Below are 15645 nucleotides of genomic sequence, written 5' to 3' on the forward strand. Positions count from 1 at the left end.
GGTGTAAACTCACTCAAGGAGATGAAGAATAATGACCACAGCTAATTCTCTTCGCATATCGGAACTGGCTGTTTGTCTTTCCCTATTTGAAGTTGGAAGTACAACTTTATTTTTAATGGGTGGGGAAGCCAAACAGGATGCGTGGTTAGCCATGCTTGCAGGGGCTCTAGCCGGGTTGTTACTGTTACTTATTCATTTGGGAATTCATCATCAGGAACCTGAATTGGATTTGTTTCTGTTGTTTCGTCGTTATATGGGTAAAATCATGGGAACCATACTTAACTTGATGTTTGTGGGTTATTTTGCTTATGAGGCTTCCCGAAACTTACGTGACTTAAGTGAAGTCACCGTATTGACGCTGCTAAACAGAACACCAATGTGGCTTATCACCGTGATCACCATCCTGGTGGTCTCCAATACTGTACGATACGGATACCGTGTCCTGTTTTTAATGTGTATGATTTTGTTTCCTATGATGCTGTTGGGATATACCTTGATCAGCATTTTGATTCCTTCAACAGGCATTTTTCACGCGGAACTGATATTACCGGTTTTGGAGAATGGATGGAATCCCATTTTCAAAGCTGCATTTCCTGAAATCATTTCCTTTCCATTCGGACAAGTTGTTTTATTTCTGGTTTTTTATCCATATGCTCGTAAAGGAAGAAATTTTAATAAAGTCGTGATCACTGCTTATATCGTAACTGCACTTGCTCTAACTTTTATTAATCAACTTATTATTTTTGTGCTAGGCACTAAGATTGCTGCGTATAGTACTCTGCCACTCCTCGAAACGGTTCAAATGATTGAATTGACTGAGGTGTTCGAGCGGATGGATGCTCTGTTTACTTTGCTTCTATTTTTAGGGTTAGGCATTAAAATTGCCGCCTTCTTTCATGGTGCTGTTATAGGTCTTGAAAGAGTAACAGGAGTCAATTACAAGAAGTGGGTCTTTGCGGTAGGGATCCTTCTATGTGGTTTGTCATTCTTGTCACCGACTTATACTGAACATATAGAAGTCGGTCGGGGGGTTACATTGAATTATTCTTCTCCTGTATTCCAAATTTTCCTTCCGATATTGTTATTTGTAGTTATCTTACTAAAAAAAAGAACGAACAAAAAAACGACTCCGTGAAAAACAGAGTCGTTTTTTTTGATGGGAAAAGTAACATTTAGTTAGAATCCACCAGTTTTAAAGCTTTATCCGACTTTTCCAAATCATGCTCAACTTGTTCTTCGATATTGTAAGGATGATACATTTCATTTTTGATCATATAATCGGCGATTTTTTGATGCGTATCAATTGCGGTGTCCAGTTGGGCCTTCAGCACTTTTCGAACTCGCGGTGTCGCCGTTTCGGTAAGAGCAATCGCGTAAGTGCGTACAGCTGACTTGGCTGACAGAAGCATATCGGTAGCAATCGCTAGATCATCCATTGGTTTGATGGCCTTTACCAGCATTTCTTTGGTCATCGTCGTAGACATAATAAGCTCCTCCTTATTTCAATAGGGATTTCAACTCTTCAATCGCTTGGGAAGAATTGTTCAGATCGTCTTCAATCAAGGATTTCAGTTTCTCGTCTCGGACCAGTTCCAGCATGGTCACCGATTTAGTAGCACATGATGTTTTGAGCGTTAGCAGTTCGTGAATTTCAAGTTTCTCGTGTACTGCAAGTTCTTTCGTCGCCATCGTGAAACACCTCCAGATATCGTTGTCTATTGATTAGTACCCAAAATAATAGAGTAGAAACGTAAATCAAATAATATATTAAAATGAATTTTTCAATGGGTTAACGATTACTTATCGCTCGCTTTTCCGTCGAGGTCGTGATGAAGTTCTGTGGCAGGAATGACAGGCTCGTAGACTTGTCCTTTGGGAACCGGGTTGGAAACGTACACGAAATCACCAGTACCATCCGGAGCACTTCCTTTCGCCCATAAACCTTCACTGGATTCTGTTCCTTCGGAAAGATTCCAGAACTCATAGGCTTCAGGTTGAGATTCCTGCTCGGCCTCTGGTGGGAAGGAAGCAGGAACAACGACGCCGTTCTTTTCCTCCAATTCCTGAATGGCAGCCATCCACTGGTACTGATGGTAACGGTCACGTGCCAACATTTTGCGGAACGTCGCCCGAACGCCTTCATCGGTAGTCATGTGATAGAGTCTTGCTACCTGGAGACGGCCCTGACTTTCGGCATGCAGGTTGGAACGCATATCTGCAAGAAGGTTGCCGCTTGCCACAATATACGAACCGTTCCAAGGTACGCCGGTAGAGTTCGTAGGTAAGCCGCCGAGTCCGCTCACCAGCAGATGTTGAGGATTGATTCCTCCCATAATGGCAGCAGTAACAGGGTCCTCAGCTGCTTTTTGCTGTTCAGCAGGTGTGGCGCCATCCAGCAGCTGGCTAATCAAAGCGCAGAGCATTTCAACGTGGCCGATTTCCTCTGTGCCGATATCCATAAGCATATCTTTATATTTTTCTTCGCCACGACAATTAAATCCTTGAAAGAGGTATTGCATCATTACGGTCATTTCCCCGAATTGTCCTCCCAATACTTCCTGGACCTGACGGGCGAATACGGGATCCGGGCGATCTACTTTTACTTCGAATTGTAATTCCTTTTGGTGTCTGAACATGTGAATCCCTCCATTTGGTATGGTTGATTAATTCTAAATCTATATAACCTGTCCAATTAATTCTAAACAAAAGGAAACAAAAAAAAAGACAAAGAGGGAGCAGTATGATGCTCCTTCTTTGTCTTGAATAGGCATTAAATGTTGCTTAAATTAGGCGCTGCTTAGGCTTTGTCTGAATCTGGTCTTTTGATTTGAAGAGGAGGAGGAACAAGCCAGCCTTTTTCTTTGACCAATTGCAAAATGCGCACGCCTAGTGCCGCTTTGGTTACGTGATATTTGGCGAATAATGCACCGATATCTTCCCGGATGGATTGTCCCATGACCTGGCTCGCAGCAACCAGACCCAACGAAGTGTCTGCTGCGATTTTGGCTGCAATCTCAGGATCAGTGAACCTTGCGCCTGCGGGGATATCCTCCAATTTGACAGGAGGTCTTTCGGGCAACATTGGGGCTGGAGCAATGCCATTCTCGGTTAACAAAGCATCGCACTCTTTGATTTCCAGTTTGGCCTGATCCAGCAGGTCATCTAGGATTTTTTTAAGATCCTTATCTCCGGCATGGTTCATGTACGCCTGGTAACAGGAAATGGAGCCTTTTGCCACCATGGAGCATTGCCACACGCTAAAGATTTCTCCGTAGTGCATAGGTTCATCTTTGGGATTGCCACTTAAAATACCCATTATCGTATCCCTCCACATATTCAGTCATTTTACCGGGTTAGGTTCTCCTTAATAAAAGAATTATATTCTTGCTTCGAATCCAAACTTTGGTTGAGCTTACTTTCACATAAATCCAGGAAGAAGGCAGAAACTAAGGCTGTAATATACTTGAATGGAGGACGACCATGTTTTTTTATAGAGAAGATCTGATTAATATGATTGTACCGGATAAGCCGGATCCGGCAGCAGCCAAAGTGTTACAGGAAACATTGGGCGGACAATTTGGAGAAATGCGTACAATGATGCAGTTTTTCTTCCAGAGCAGCAACTTCCGCGGAAAAGCAACACAGTACAGAGACCTGCTGCGCGGAGTTTTTCTCGAGGAATTAAGCCATATTGAATTGGTGCAGCAAACGATAAATCAGCTCTTAACCGGAGCAGGCGCAGAAGGAGCGGGAGATGCGGGTATTGACGGGGCTCCATTGGACGAAGCCATCAAGCACGCCAATCCTCATCACTACATTATGGGGGCTCAGAGCTCATTGCCTGTAGATGCTGCGGGTAACCCATGGCTTGGAAATTATGTGTATGATCATGGCAATCTGGTCAGCAATTTGCTTGACAACGTTGTACTGGAATCGACGGGAGTATTACAAAAAACAAGAATCTATGAAATGAGTACAAACAAAGCGTTCCGTGAAACGTTGGGTTTCCTGATTGTTCGTGATAATGCACATCAAAATGCATTCGCAAAAGCCCTCGAAACGTTGGGTGTGAATTGGGGAAAAGTGTTCCCAGTGCCGAACTACGATATCAACAAATATCCGGAATGTCAGAAATACGTTGACCTCGGCTTCCATAATGCCCAGTTTAACTTCCGGTTGGACAATACCCGGATTGCTGAAATATATAGCGGCCAATCACCTAGTCGTAACGGCGGTGAGCTGAAAGTTACTGACCCACCACAGGGATTCCCGCTCCCATATATGCCTGAACTTCCTAATGAGCATAGTCCAGGCCTGCATGACTTGAATGCCTGAGCACTTCCTTACATGAAATAATAGCTGCAAAAAAAGAACCCATATCCATGGGTTCCTTTTTTTTATACATATGTTATTGACGATGCTGGTTTGGAAACTGTCCGAACGTTTGCCCAGTAATACCGACATTCGGGTTGTTGTATGGTTGATCCACGAAGGATACGTGTTGAGTTGTGTTTGCCAGTTGTTGAGCAAGGCTCGCGATTTGCTGCAATTGCTGGATAGCTGTTTGGTGTCCTTGAAGTGCTGTCTGAATAATGTGAGCCGCTTGCTGCTCGCGTTGAGCCAGTTGTTCAAGCTGCTGAGCATTGCTCTGTTCCTGTCTCAGCAGTTGTTGATACTGCATGGACGCTTGCTGTGTTTGCTGCGTGAGCTGCTGAGCCAGTTGGGAAATTTGTTGGGACTGTGAAAATTGATTCAAGTGAGTTGCCTCCTAAATGTCATTTGGATTACTTGAAGTAGTATGCAAATCAGTTTGGTGAAATATTCATGATTTACTAAGAAAAAGGGAGTATAACCGTTTCCTCAGGATGATCTAAGTTGAACAAATTACAGACAAGCTATAATTTGTTAATTGCTCCCAGATTAATCCTCTTGTATACTAGATTCGTTCCAAATGTTTACTTTTTACGCAATCAAGATTTAGTAGATTTAAGAGCTTTACTAACAAGAAGGAGGATTTCCATGCTGAACAAGCAGACTAAATCACAAACGGAGAAACGAAAATATCATCCCTACGTTCGCACCTTTACAGGGCTGACTGCAGCTATGATCGCTTTTAGCGGAGGGTACACTGCGATGCCTTCTCAGGCACTGGCGGAGAAAGCGGATATCTCCATCTACGATTGGAATTCATATTCCAAATTAACGGTACCTGAACTTAAACCTTCCTGGACAGTGAAGGTAGACTCTTATACAGATCAGAATGAAAGCTATCAAGGACAACAGGCTGTTGCAGAAGACGGTAAAGTATTTGCCTTTTCTAATCGCAAGCTGGTCGCCTTGGATGCAGCAACGGGCAAACAGCTCTGGACATTTGGTAAAGATCTGACCCCGAGCATGGTTTATGACAATGGCGTTCTGTATGGCCTAACCTCCAGCCATAAGCCATATGCGGTAAATGCCAAGACTGGAAAGGCTGTATGGCAATCGGGCACATCCACATGGATGGATACGCGTGAACGGACAGAAGCATTAATTCCTACTGCAGATACACTATATGTCATCAAGGGAAGCACCACCTATGCTTTTGATCGGAAGACAGGCAAGCTGCGGTGGAAGGCTGATGAAGCATCAGCCGAAGGCAATGGTACCGCCTATCTGCAGGAATCGGATGGAGTGGTGCTGCGAACCTTCTTCGTGCAGGGTGCACTGACTTCTGTGCAATTGAACGCTTATGACAAGAAAACCGGGAAAAAGCTATGGAGTGAGTTTGGACAGGGAGAGGCACTTCAAATTAAAAATGGATTGGTATATTCCGTCGATTATTACACTCCGCTGCTTCAAGATTATGAATCTGACCCGGACCGGAAAGTAAAGGTGAATGCCTTTAATCTCAAGACAGGAACACGTAAAGGAAGCATGGACTTCACTTGGAAAATGTCCGGCGACCCGCCGTATGAGCGCGGCCAAGGGAGTGTATTGGCTAATGATGGGAAGATATATATTGAACAGGCAGGCAAGATTGCTGAATATGATCTGAATACGTACAAGAATGGTGATGCTCCAACGAGGACGTTTCAGCCTCCTGGCGGGGTGAGTGGAGAACTGGTAGGGGTTGTTCAGGAACGTCTGATCTACAGGGACTCTGTTACAGATAGCGAATTAAAGGGTGTTAAGCTGGTAAACGGCAGTGCGGTTCAATGGAATGGCGATGCTCCTGTGTCGCAGGTTAGCATATATGGCAAAGGAATCTATCGTGCACAGCGTAACGGGACACTGCTTGGAATCAATATGCTGACAAGCCAGCCTGTATTCCGTGTGAAGACCGGGGCTGATTTTCACGAGGCAACGCTGAAGACCGGCAGCATGATTATTATACAGGCCGAAGGCAAACTGATTGGCGTCAAGCTGCCAGCATCGCTGAAGTAGTGGGCGATTGAAGAGTGGTGCCGTGAGGGAAAATAAATATAACTTAGAGGGACGGATATTTCCGTCCTTTTTTGCTGTGCATAAGTGTCTTATAAGATGGGCAAATATGGATTGACGAACGAGTATATAGTGTATATATTATATATACACACTATATACTTAATAAACACCAACGAGGTGAATGACCATTAAAATTCTGATATCCAACGCTTCGAGCGATCCCATCTATATGCAGATATTAACCCAGATCAGACAGAGTATTTTGAGCGGAGAGTTGGTTGCCGGGGATAGTCTTCCCTCCATCAGGCAGCTCGCCAAGGATCTGCAAGTCAGCGTGATTACCACCAAACGTGTCTATGAAGAGCTGGAAAAAGAGAAATTAATTGATTCCGTCGTAGGCAAGGGCTGTTTTGTCTCAGGGGCCAATCAGGATTTTATACGCGAGCAGCGGATGAAACGACTGGAAGAGAAAATGCTGGAGATTATTCGGGAAAGTAAGGAATTAAGCATGACGGAGCAAGATGTAATTCATCTTTTTACTATGTTGTCTGAGGAGGAAACTTCATCATGAATGCAATTGAACTGCGTAATTTAACCAAGGTGTATCCCTTATTTAAGGTGGACAATGTATCTCTGGATGTAAAACAGGGGTATATTACTGGGCTCATTGGACCGAATGGGGCGGGGAAAAGCACCCTGATCAAAATGATCATCGGCTTGATCCACCCAGACTCAGGTACGATCAGGACACTGGGACATGAGATGCCCGCACAGGAGGTAAACATTAAGCAGCGTATTGGTGTCGTATCCGATGAATGCTTTTATTATGAACATCTGACGATCCGTGAAATGAAAAAAATGATTGCACCCTTTTATAAGAAGTGGGATGAGCAGAAATTCAATGGCTACCTGGAGCAATTTGAATTGTCGCCGAAGAAGAAAATCGCTGATTTGTCGAAAGGGATGAAAATCAAGTTCTCTCTGGCCATCGCTCTGTCACACGATGCTGATCTTCTCATTATGGATGAGCCGACATCCGGGCTTGATCCTGTATTTAGAAGAGAGCTTCTGGATCTGCTCTCGGATCTGATACAGGATGAGACAAGATCCATTATTTTCTCAACGCATATCACGACAGATTTGGAGCGTATAGCGGACTATATTGCATTCGTCAATCAGGGAAAACTTGTTTTTAACGAAACGAAAGATGATGTACTTGAGAGATATACGATCGTTAAAGGAGATATGGAGCTGCTAGATGGGGATACCCGGAATCAATTTATCGGAATTCGCGAGACAGATGTTGGTTTTGAGGCACTGGCAGACAATAGGGAAGAGGCCGCACGGTTGTTTGGAAGCTTTGCCCTTTTGCAAAGACCAACCTTGGAGGATCTGATCTACTTTACCGCAAAAGGGGGACGAAAACATGCTTAACCTGCTTCGCAAAGACTTCATAGCATTAAGAAGTTCATTATGGACAATAGGATTATATCTGATTGTGTTTAGCTTGGCCTTTATACCTAAGAGTGAAATGTCGATGTATTTTGTGGGGATCTACACCGCATTTGGTTCGGTAATCTTGGCAACCATGATCGATATCAAAAACCACAATCATAATTTCTTGCTTACCCTGCCAGTCAGCCGCAAAAATGTCGTGCAAGCCAAATATGTATCGGCGATCCTATATACCTTATTTGGCGTGTTCGCCTCGTTCGGAATTCACTGGCTGGTCGACTTGAACTTCCCTGAATTAAACAAGCCAAGCTACACCCTTATGGACATCATGGTTTCCATAGGCATGGTAATAGTGCTGGTATCCATCTATATGCCGCTCTTTTATGCACTTAGTAAAAAGGGAGCCGGAATAATCAATGCCATATTCATGGTTGCACTCATTCTTCTTGCGCAGCCCTTTGCCGTGCTTATGAATATGGTCAGTGAGAAGGGCGTAGATGGCCAACTTATAGCCATAGTATCGATTGGGATAATATTCATCTTCGGTGCATCCTATGTGTTAACCACTCGTTTGTTTGCGAGAAAGGATTTATAAGAATTTGATCAAATGATATTAAGAAAACCCCGCCGCCTGATTCGTCAGGTAGCGGGGTTCTTCATTATTTTGGATCTGATTTCGTGATTTCGATCTGAAATTGATCGGAATATGATTTGAGGTTTCCCGCAAGGCCAGAGAGCTGCCCGGAAATGTTCGATAGTTCGCTCGCGGATCGCTGCTGCTCCTCGGCACTGGCCGTGACTTCTTCAGCCATGGCCGAAGTTTCCTCTGTTGCAGAAGCGATATAGCTTAGGTGCTGTTCCACTTCCTGACGAATGGAATGCATTTTCATTGTACGGTTCTCCAAACGCTGAGCCAGCTCATGCACTTCAGTCGATAATTGGCTAACCTGTCTGAACGCCTGAAGGCAATCAGCGATCTGCTCTTCCTGCTCCTTGACCGCTACCATATTCGCTTCAAATTGATGGCCCATCCGTTGGATTTCTTGAACAAATGAACTCAGAATCCCATCAATCTCCTGGATGGAACGTTCAGATTGCTGAGCGAGCTGGCCCATTTCACCAGCAACGACGGCAAAACCTTTACCTGCCTCACCAGCGCGGGCTGCCTCGATGGAAGCATTCAGTGATAAAATCTGGGTTTGTTTCAGGATATTATGAATTTGTCCACTAATGGAAGCAGCGAGCTCTGATTGAGTGGTTAAAGAATTGGAAATTTCCTGCTGATGCTCAACCCGCTTGGCATTCTCCCGACCCTTCTCAAGCAGAACTTCATGTTCGCGTGTAACTTGTACTTGTACGGCAGATAGCTGCTCAGAAGTATGGGTGAACTGCTGCACGTATGAACCAACCTCATCCATAATCTTGCCGAGGTTCTCTGAATGCTGGACGGAGTGTTCTGTCTCTTCTGCCTGTTTCATAGAGCCTATGGCGATTTCCTCGATTGCTCTGGAAAGTTCTTCGGTCTGACGCTGGTTTGTCTGAGCGGTTTCCGCAATATTTGCCGAGGACTGCTGCAGCGTATCAGACCCTTGCTGTATTCCCTTCAGTATGTTCGTTAATTGTGAAGCCATGACGTTAATCAGGTCACTGATGTCACCAAGCTGATCGTTGGACAGATGTTTGGATACCACTGTGAGATTCCCATCCGCGACCTGTTCGAGGCTTGACTTGATATCGCGCACTTGTCTGAGGATGCCTCTTACCACCAATAGCATCATGACCAGCGATAGAATCAATACAACCACAAAAATCGGGATAATGGTCCGATATGCATTATTCACCGATTCAGCGGACACTTGATTCACTGATGCAGCAGAAATATCAATGCCCAGATAGCTAATAACTTCACCTTGTGAATCCTTGATTGGTGTAAAGGAGGAGAGAAGCTGTCCCCAGGTTGGATCATCCACAATGCCTGTAGTAACGACTTCACTGTTTAGCAAGCGTTCCTGAATCTGGGGATTGAATTCCATTGTCGTTCCGTAAGGGCTGTATTCCGCATCGTCCCAATCTGCCCCATCTACCGTGTAAATCCACCCGTCCGCCGTTTTGTTATACATATATACATAGAGGGCTCCCGATTGAAGCCGGACTTTAACGAGTTCGTCTCTAAGACTTTTGTATTCATCGCTTTCCTCCGAAGCCGTAGAGGATAATGTCTTGATCAATTCCGATTCCTGGCCCAGCAGGGAGGCGGTGTTTACTGCTAACTGCTGATTGTTATGCTGCATGGTCATTACTGAAGCATTTTCACTGGAGTGGATGGTCGTCCACATAATGAGACCGCCCATGGCCAGTAGTGGCACCAGAATGATTAAATACAGTTTGAGTCTTAGATCCATCTTTATCTTGCGTGTCTGTCTCACGTTCTGTTCCCCCTTGGAAGTAGTTAAAACAACGGGTTTTTCGTATAACCCCATACTATTTATCGTAAATTGAGAAGAATAAATGAAGATCAGTCCTAGATTTACATTGACATATGTGAACATTAGCTGCTTAGAAAACAGAGAAGACCCTGATCTAAACCGGTTTGAACGGAACGATCTTGACCTCTGAGATAAAATGGTAAGTGGATGCTGTACAAAAAAAAAGACCTAATCCGGTTGGATTGGTCTTACCAGGGTTCATGGAATTTTTCAATTACTCAAATGCTGTACCAGCATCTCAATGAATCGTTTGGCGAATTTCAGATCGCTTTGAACGGTAACGTGATCTTCTTCTGAAGCCAGACTCATTTTCTGCAGCATACTCATCATGGATACAAAGATAAAATGGGCTGTGTTAAGGGGATCAGGATCAGGCTTCAACGTACCATCGTTATATCCGGTCTCCAGAGCATCTAAAAGGAAATGTTGTTCCTTTTTACGTTTAATAAACAGATTGTATTGTTCTTTCAATTCTTGGCCTGAATCATAGGCATCATAATGCAGGTCGAATAATAATACGAATTTGATATAACCGAGATGAGTGGAGGCGTAATGGACCCAGGCTTCGAGCATGGAAGCAAGCATCTCTTGGCCGCTCATTTCTGGTGAAGCCGCTTTTTTCACGTATCCGGTCATACTCTCCAGAATCTCCACTTGGACCGCCAGAATCAGTTCGTCCATGGATTGAAAGTGCTTGTAAAAGGTAACCCGACTTATTCCGGCTTCGCTGCATATATCTTTGATATTCACATTAAGAAAGCTCTGCTTCATGCATAATTCTTTGGCTGCTGCAATTAGAGCTTCCCGGTTTTTGTTTTTAAAATTTTGGTGCCAGTTCTCAGTCATAGGAGATAACCTGTTCCTTCACATGTTTTTTTGCATCGTCCGGACAGGGCGAGCCCAAGGATAAGTGCACCAACAATATAAGGAATATGGATGTGTTTGTCAAACAGCAATCCAGCAAACAGTGGTTCAATAATGATCCCTATGCTGAAATAAGTTGTATTAACCTGCAGCATATCCCTGACGAACTACGGCGGAATTGACGATCGTAGCTCTCAATAAATATGAATATATTTACATGTAATTTACATAAACATGCAAAAGTCAACATGTTCTTCTCTTATGATATAGCTGGATAATCTAGTAATCATTCATGTAATAGCGCTAGATTCACATTATTGCCAATTGAGAGGAGAACATGATGATTAACCCATTGTACAAAAAGGTTCTGGCCATCCTGCTATCAACCGCACTGGTTATTGGATGGTTTGGGGGACTGGGCTCAGCACCAGTAGTTAAAGCAGCGGAGACGGTTGAACCTCAAGCAGATATCTTGCTTAGCAAAAATTCAACGTGGAAGTATTTTGATCAAGGTCAGGATTTAAAATCGGTATGGCAGGCTGTCTATGAAGACGATACATGGGCAGTAGATAATGCTCCTTTTGGTTACAAAGACAATGGTAGCGGCATATCAACGACATATTTCGGACCGCTTCATACAGAAGTGGACTATGGTGGTAACAAAAGTCTGAAACACCGCACTACATATTTTCGGACAACGCTGACAGTCAACCAGGAGCAAATCCAAAACTATGGTCAAATTCTGGGTACCTTCGGCATTGACGATGGTGCTGTTTTATATGTAAATGGCACGGAAGTTCGCAGATTCGGCATGCCTGATGGTGAGATTAACTTTTCCACCAAAGCAACATCTTCGAAGGATCTGCCAGTCATGTATGAAGATGTGGATCTGACCGAACCGCTTCAAACTCTCCTGCATGACGGGGAGAATATTATCGCAGTGGAGGTCCATCAGCAAAGCGATGGAAGCTCAGATCTGTACTTTGATATGGAGCTGAGAGCGTTAACTGAGGCACCGGCAATCGAAATTAGCAAAGTTACAGCTACGTTCCATGGTGACGCCAAATCGAGCAAGGGGTTTACCTGGTATACACCGCTTGCTTCGACTAATAGTCAGGTGCAAGTGGTCCGGAAACAGGACGGGGCTCCTGATTTCAATGCAGCACAAACGTTTAATGGTGAAGCGATCATCTCCAGAAACTCTCCGGGAGAAATGGTTCATAAAGCAGAAGCTTCAGGACTTGATGCAAACACTTCATACTATTATCGCGTAGGTGACGAGACGCTTGGCCTCTGGAGTGAAACAGGAGAGTTCGAGACAGCTCCAGAGGGTGGAGCATTTACTTTTGTTGACTTAACGGATACTCAAGCGAAGGATGAGGAGGAGGCTCGTTTATCCGCGGAAACGCTGTCCAAGGCACTAACTACCGTTCCGAATGCAGAGTTTGTCGTTCACAACGGTGATGTTGTTGAGAATGGGACCTCGGAACAAGAATGGAACTGGCTGCTTGGGTATTCTCAAGAGGATTTGATGAGAACGACAATAGTACCTTCCGCAGGCAATCATGAGAACAAAAACTATGCATTCTATGATCATTTTAATGTAAAACAGCCGGAGAATGCGGCGACGGTCACAGGTGCTTATTATTCTTATGATTACAGTAATGCACATTTTATCGTTCTGAACTCCAATGAAAATTCGACGGATTATGCGAACTTCTCGAACGAACAAGTGGAGTGGATGAAGCAGGATGTGGAGCAGGCCAAATCTGCTGGAGCTGAGTGGATCATCGTCAATATCCACAAAGGACCGTATACAACGTCCAATCATGCGACCGACAGTGATATTATTGGTGAAAACGGGGTTAGAAATAAAATTGCCCCGCTTATGAATGAGCTTGGCATCGATCTTGTTCTTCAAGGACATGATCACATCTATGCTCGGACCAAACCGATCAAGCAGGATGGAACAGCTGAAGAAGTTTCCACAATAGAGGAAACTTTTCAAGGACAGAGCATTAAATACACCGTTAACCCGGATGGAACTATTTACATGATTCCAGGTACAGCAGGGGCCAAAGTATACTTCAAAAATACGAAACCTCAACTTGGCGATGCATACTTTAGCCTGTTTGAACGAGCAGAAGAGAATCATGCCCGTGTTTATGGAGATACAACGAGTGCAGCAAGAGGTCAGGTTCAGAATTTCACCTCATTGACTGTTAATGGCGGCAAGCTTACAGCGATCGTTTATGAAATCGATCAGAATCGATATAATGCTGAACCTTTTGTCGTAGATACATTCGGAATTACCAAGGACACACAATCCAATGATGAGCAAGTGAGCAAGGTTACAGTTACGTTTAATGGAGATCCAACCACTAGTAAAGGATTTGCCTGGTATACATCCGAACAGGTTCCAGGAAGTGATCTTCAGGTTGTTGAAAAAACAGCAAATATCGCTGACTTCTCCAGTGCAATCTCTTATGAAGGGCGTTCCGACCGCTCCGTGAATTCGTCTTCTGAACTTGTACACAAAGCGGAAGCAACGAATCTGAAGCCAGATACGCTTTATTCGTTCAGAGTGGGCGAAGCTTCCAGCAATACGTGGAGCAAGACGGGCACGTTCCGTACAGCGCCGAAGACAGGTGCCTTTACATTTATTGATCTGGCTGATACGCAGGCGAAGGAAGAGGATGAAGCGATCCTTTCCTCCGAGACACTGGACAAGGCACTTGCAACCATTCCGAATGCACAATTTGTGGTGCACAATGGAGATATTGTTGATAAAGGTGTTAAAGAAGAGCAGTGGAACTGGCTCCTCGGTCATTCTCAATCAAGTCTTCTGAATACAACGATCGTTCCATCGGCGGGTAATCATGAAGATGAAAACTTCGCTTTTATCGATCATTTCAACCTGGATGTACCGGAGAACTCGGCAACAGAGACAGGGGCTTATTATTCCTACGATTATAGTAATGCACACTTCGTGGTGTTGAATTCAAACGAAGATTCAGAAGAGTATAACAATTTCTCGGCAGAACAGGTACACTGGCTGCAGGACGATGTAAAAGAAGCGCGCAAAAATGGGGCAGATTGGATCATCGTCAATATTCATAAAGGTCCTTATACAACGTCCAATCATGCGACAGATTCGGATATTATCGGACCAAACGGAGTACGTAACAAAATTGCTCCGCTGATGGCAGAACTGGATATCGACTTTGTGTTACAGGGGCATGATCATATTTACGCCCGCACCAAACCGATTGATAAGACAGGAAAGGCAAAAGATGCTGTCAAGATTACGGAAACATTGAACAGTAAACAGATTGAATACGCGGTGAACCCGGATGGCACCATTTATCTGATTCCAGCAACAGCCGGACCGAAAGTGTACTACAAAAATCAGGATCCTGTTCTTGGGGATGCGTATTACAGCTTGTTTGAGTTGGCAGAAGAAAATCATGCTGCAAAGTATGGACCAGATCCCAATGACGATCGTCGTCCGAAACGCGGACAGGTTCAAAACTTTGTTGGCATCACCATCGATGGGAACAAACTTACAGCGGTAACCTATGAAATTGATCAGAATATTAATGACGCAAAACCGTTTATTATTGATCAATTTGGCATGATCAAGAAGTCGAATACGGAAACGCCGAACCCAGGACCGGGTACATCCAACCCTGGCTCAGGTGGCGGTTCTGGGAACAATGGCGGGTCTGGAAGCAGTACCCCAACACCTGGAACAGGTGCTGAGACGACGCAGCCCGGAACAGAACAGGGAGGCAAACCGGATACCAGCAATCCGGGTCAATCTGGTGGTGGCAACAATGAGAATGTACGACAGCTGAAAGATACGGAAGGACACTGGGCGAAGTCGCTTATCGATCAAGCTTTGACCGCAGGTTTTGTACAAGGTTATGGCGATGGAACCTTCCGTCCGAATCAAAAAGTAACCCGTGCGGAGTTCATTACCATGCTGGGCAGAGCCATGAAACTGAATACAAGCAGCACGGTAACCACGTATACCGATGCAAAACAAATTCCCATCTGGTCTGCTCCATACATTGTGGAAGCAGCTTCAGCAGGCATTATCAGTGGGTACACAGATGGATCATTTAAGCCGAATAAACCACTGAACCGTGCTGAGTTGGTGACCATGATTGCTCGTGCAAGCAGCACACCGGAAGGCTCCACGGCTTCGCTTTCTTTTGAAGACCTGGATCAGATTCCTGCATGGGCAGCGCCGTATGTGGCTTCCATGGTTGAGGCCGGCTTGATTGACGGTGTAGGCGGTAATCGATTTGCACCATTGCAAACAGCAACGCGGGCTGAATCGGTCAAATTAATCTTAAGTCTTCTGGACGAAAAATAAATATTCGTTGATAGTCAGCCTGACCCTGTAAGG

14 protein-coding genes are annotated in these 15645 nt (G+C 44.6%); 7 read left to right on the plus strand and 7 right to left on the minus strand.

The window, feature by feature from the left end; genetic code table 11:
• Positions 1 to 31: 31 nt before the first annotated feature.
• Complete coding sequence (locus MHB82_RS13675; RefSeq protein WP_095358228.1) at positions 32 to 1135, plus strand: GerAB/ArcD/ProY family transporter; 1104 nt, start codon at positions 32 to 34, stop codon at positions 1133 to 1135.
• 37 nt (positions 1136 to 1172) lie between these two features.
• On the opposite strand, the gene MHB82_RS13680 is transcribed toward MHB82_RS13675, so the two are convergent.
• The 4 genes from MHB82_RS13680 to MHB82_RS13695 form a co-directional block, all read right to left on the minus strand.
• A complete protein-coding gene (locus MHB82_RS13680) occupies positions 1173 to 1484 on the minus strand; it encodes a spore coat protein (RefSeq protein ID WP_095358227.1) in 312 nt (103 codons plus the stop codon).
• A 13-nt stretch (positions 1485 to 1497) separates the two neighbouring features.
• Positions 1498 to 1689: a spore coat protein gene (locus MHB82_RS13685; protein ID WP_341174942.1), complete on the minus strand. Its 192-nt coding sequence runs from the start codon at positions 1687 to 1689 to the stop codon at positions 1498 to 1500.
• A gap of 107 nt (positions 1690 to 1796) precedes the next feature.
• A complete protein-coding gene (locus tag MHB82_RS13690) occupies positions 1797 to 2636 on the minus strand; it encodes a manganese catalase family protein (protein ID WP_095287311.1) in 840 nt (279 codons plus the stop codon).
• Between the two features lie 161 nt (positions 2637 to 2797).
• The gene (locus MHB82_RS13695) at positions 2798 to 3316 is read right to left on the minus strand and encodes a DUF3231 family protein (RefSeq protein WP_095358226.1); all 519 of its coding nucleotides are present in this window, start codon (positions 3314 to 3316) and stop codon (positions 2798 to 2800) included.
• A gap of 164 nt (positions 3317 to 3480) precedes the next feature.
• Between MHB82_RS13695 and MHB82_RS13700 the strand changes: the two genes are divergently transcribed.
• Positions 3481 to 4335, plus strand: coding sequence for a manganese catalase family protein (locus tag MHB82_RS13700; RefSeq protein WP_095358225.1), 855 nt, complete (start codon positions 3481 to 3483; stop codon positions 4333 to 4335).
• Positions 4336 to 4408: 73 nt separating this feature from the next.
• On the opposite strand, the gene MHB82_RS13705 is transcribed toward MHB82_RS13700, so the two are convergent.
• Positions 4409 to 4756 (minus strand): AMP-dependent synthetase and ligase, encoded by a 348-nt coding sequence (locus MHB82_RS13705; RefSeq protein WP_095358224.1) that lies wholly within the window; start codon positions 4754 to 4756, stop codon positions 4409 to 4411.
• 263 nt (positions 4757 to 5019) lie between these two features.
• Between MHB82_RS13705 and MHB82_RS13710 the strand changes: the two genes are divergently transcribed.
• The 4 genes from MHB82_RS13710 to MHB82_RS13725 all read left to right on the plus strand — a co-directional run bounded on the left by MHB82_RS13710 (position 5020) and on the right by MHB82_RS13725 (position 8476).
• Positions 5020 to 6426: a PQQ-binding-like beta-propeller repeat protein gene (locus MHB82_RS13710; RefSeq protein WP_341174943.1), complete on the plus strand. Its 1407-nt coding sequence runs from the start codon at positions 5020 to 5022 to the stop codon at positions 6424 to 6426.
• Positions 6427 to 6613: 187 nt separating this feature from the next.
• Positions 6614 to 6997: a GntR family transcriptional regulator gene (locus tag MHB82_RS13715; RefSeq protein ID WP_095358656.1), complete on the plus strand. Its 384-nt coding sequence runs from the start codon at positions 6614 to 6616 to the stop codon at positions 6995 to 6997.
• Positions 6994 to 7860, plus strand: coding sequence for an ABC transporter ATP-binding protein (locus tag MHB82_RS13720; RefSeq protein WP_341174944.1), 867 nt, complete (start codon positions 6994 to 6996; stop codon positions 7858 to 7860). Before MHB82_RS13715 ends, MHB82_RS13720 begins: the two co-directional genes overlap by 4 nt.
• Complete coding sequence (locus tag MHB82_RS13725) at positions 7853 to 8476, plus strand: ABC-2 transporter permease (protein WP_341174945.1); 624 nt, start codon at positions 7853 to 7855, stop codon at positions 8474 to 8476. Before MHB82_RS13720 ends, MHB82_RS13725 begins: the two co-directional genes overlap by 8 nt.
• 64 nt (positions 8477 to 8540) lie before the next feature.
• Here the strand turns inward: MHB82_RS13725 and MHB82_RS13730 are convergent, their stop codons facing one another.
• Both MHB82_RS13730 and MHB82_RS13735 read right to left on the minus strand, forming a co-directional pair.
• Positions 8541 to 10307 (minus strand): methyl-accepting chemotaxis protein, encoded by a 1767-nt coding sequence (locus MHB82_RS13730; RefSeq protein ID WP_341174946.1) that lies wholly within the window; start codon positions 10305 to 10307, stop codon positions 8541 to 8543.
• Between the two features lie 270 nt (positions 10308 to 10577).
• Complete coding sequence (locus MHB82_RS13735) at positions 10578 to 11213, minus strand: TetR/AcrR family transcriptional regulator (RefSeq protein ID WP_095358219.1); 636 nt, start codon at positions 11211 to 11213, stop codon at positions 10578 to 10580.
• Between the two features lie 358 nt (positions 11214 to 11571).
• Here MHB82_RS13735 and MHB82_RS13740 point away from each other — a divergent pair, with 358 nt between their 5' ends.
• Entirely contained in the window at positions 11572 to 15612 is a 4041-nt protein-coding gene (locus MHB82_RS13740; RefSeq protein WP_341174947.1) for an S-layer homology domain-containing protein, read from the plus strand.
• The last annotated feature ends 33 nt before the right edge of the window (positions 15613 to 15645 follow it).

Origin of the sequence: Paenibacillus sp. FSL K6-2862 (assembly GCF_038005125.1) — a bacterium.
Taxonomy (GTDB): domain Bacteria; phylum Bacillota; class Bacilli; order Paenibacillales; family Paenibacillaceae; genus Paenibacillus; species Paenibacillus illinoisensis_A.

Excerpts from the sequence above, each read along its gene's own strand:
- MHB82_RS13710 (WP_341174943.1), top strand. The coding sequence starts at position 5,020 with ATGCTGAACAAGCAGACTAAATCACAAACGGAGAAACGAAAATATCAT.
- MHB82_RS13735 (WP_095358219.1), bottom strand. The coding sequence starts at position 11,213 with ATGACTGAGAACTGGCACCAAAATTTTAAAAACAAAAACCGGGAAGCT.
- MHB82_RS13720 (WP_341174944.1), top strand. The coding sequence starts at position 6,994 with ATGAATGCAATTGAACTGCGTAATTTAACCAAGGTGTATCCCTTATTT.
- MHB82_RS13685 (WP_341174942.1), bottom strand. The coding sequence starts at position 1,689 with ATGGCGACGAAAGAACTTGCAGTACACGAGAAACTTGAAATTCACGAA.
- MHB82_RS13725 (WP_341174945.1), top strand. The coding sequence starts at position 7,853 with ATGCTTAACCTGCTTCGCAAAGACTTCATAGCATTAAGAAGTTCATTA.
- MHB82_RS13700 (WP_095358225.1), top strand. The coding sequence starts at position 3,481 with ATGTTTTTTTATAGAGAAGATCTGATTAATATGATTGTACCGGATAAG.
- MHB82_RS13680 (WP_095358227.1), bottom strand. The coding sequence starts at position 1,484 with ATGTCTACGACGATGACCAAAGAAATGCTGGTAAAGGCCATCAAACCA.
- MHB82_RS13695 (WP_095358226.1), bottom strand. The coding sequence starts at position 3,316 with ATGGGTATTTTAAGTGGCAATCCCAAAGATGAACCTATGCACTACGGA.
- MHB82_RS13675 (WP_095358228.1), top strand. The coding sequence starts at position 32 with ATGACCACAGCTAATTCTCTTCGCATATCGGAACTGGCTGTTTGTCTT.
- MHB82_RS13740 (WP_341174947.1), top strand. The coding sequence starts at position 11,572 with ATGATTAACCCATTGTACAAAAAGGTTCTGGCCATCCTGCTATCAACC.
- MHB82_RS13690 (WP_095287311.1), bottom strand. The coding sequence starts at position 2,636 with ATGTTCAGACACCAAAAGGAATTACAATTCGAAGTAAAAGTAGATCGC.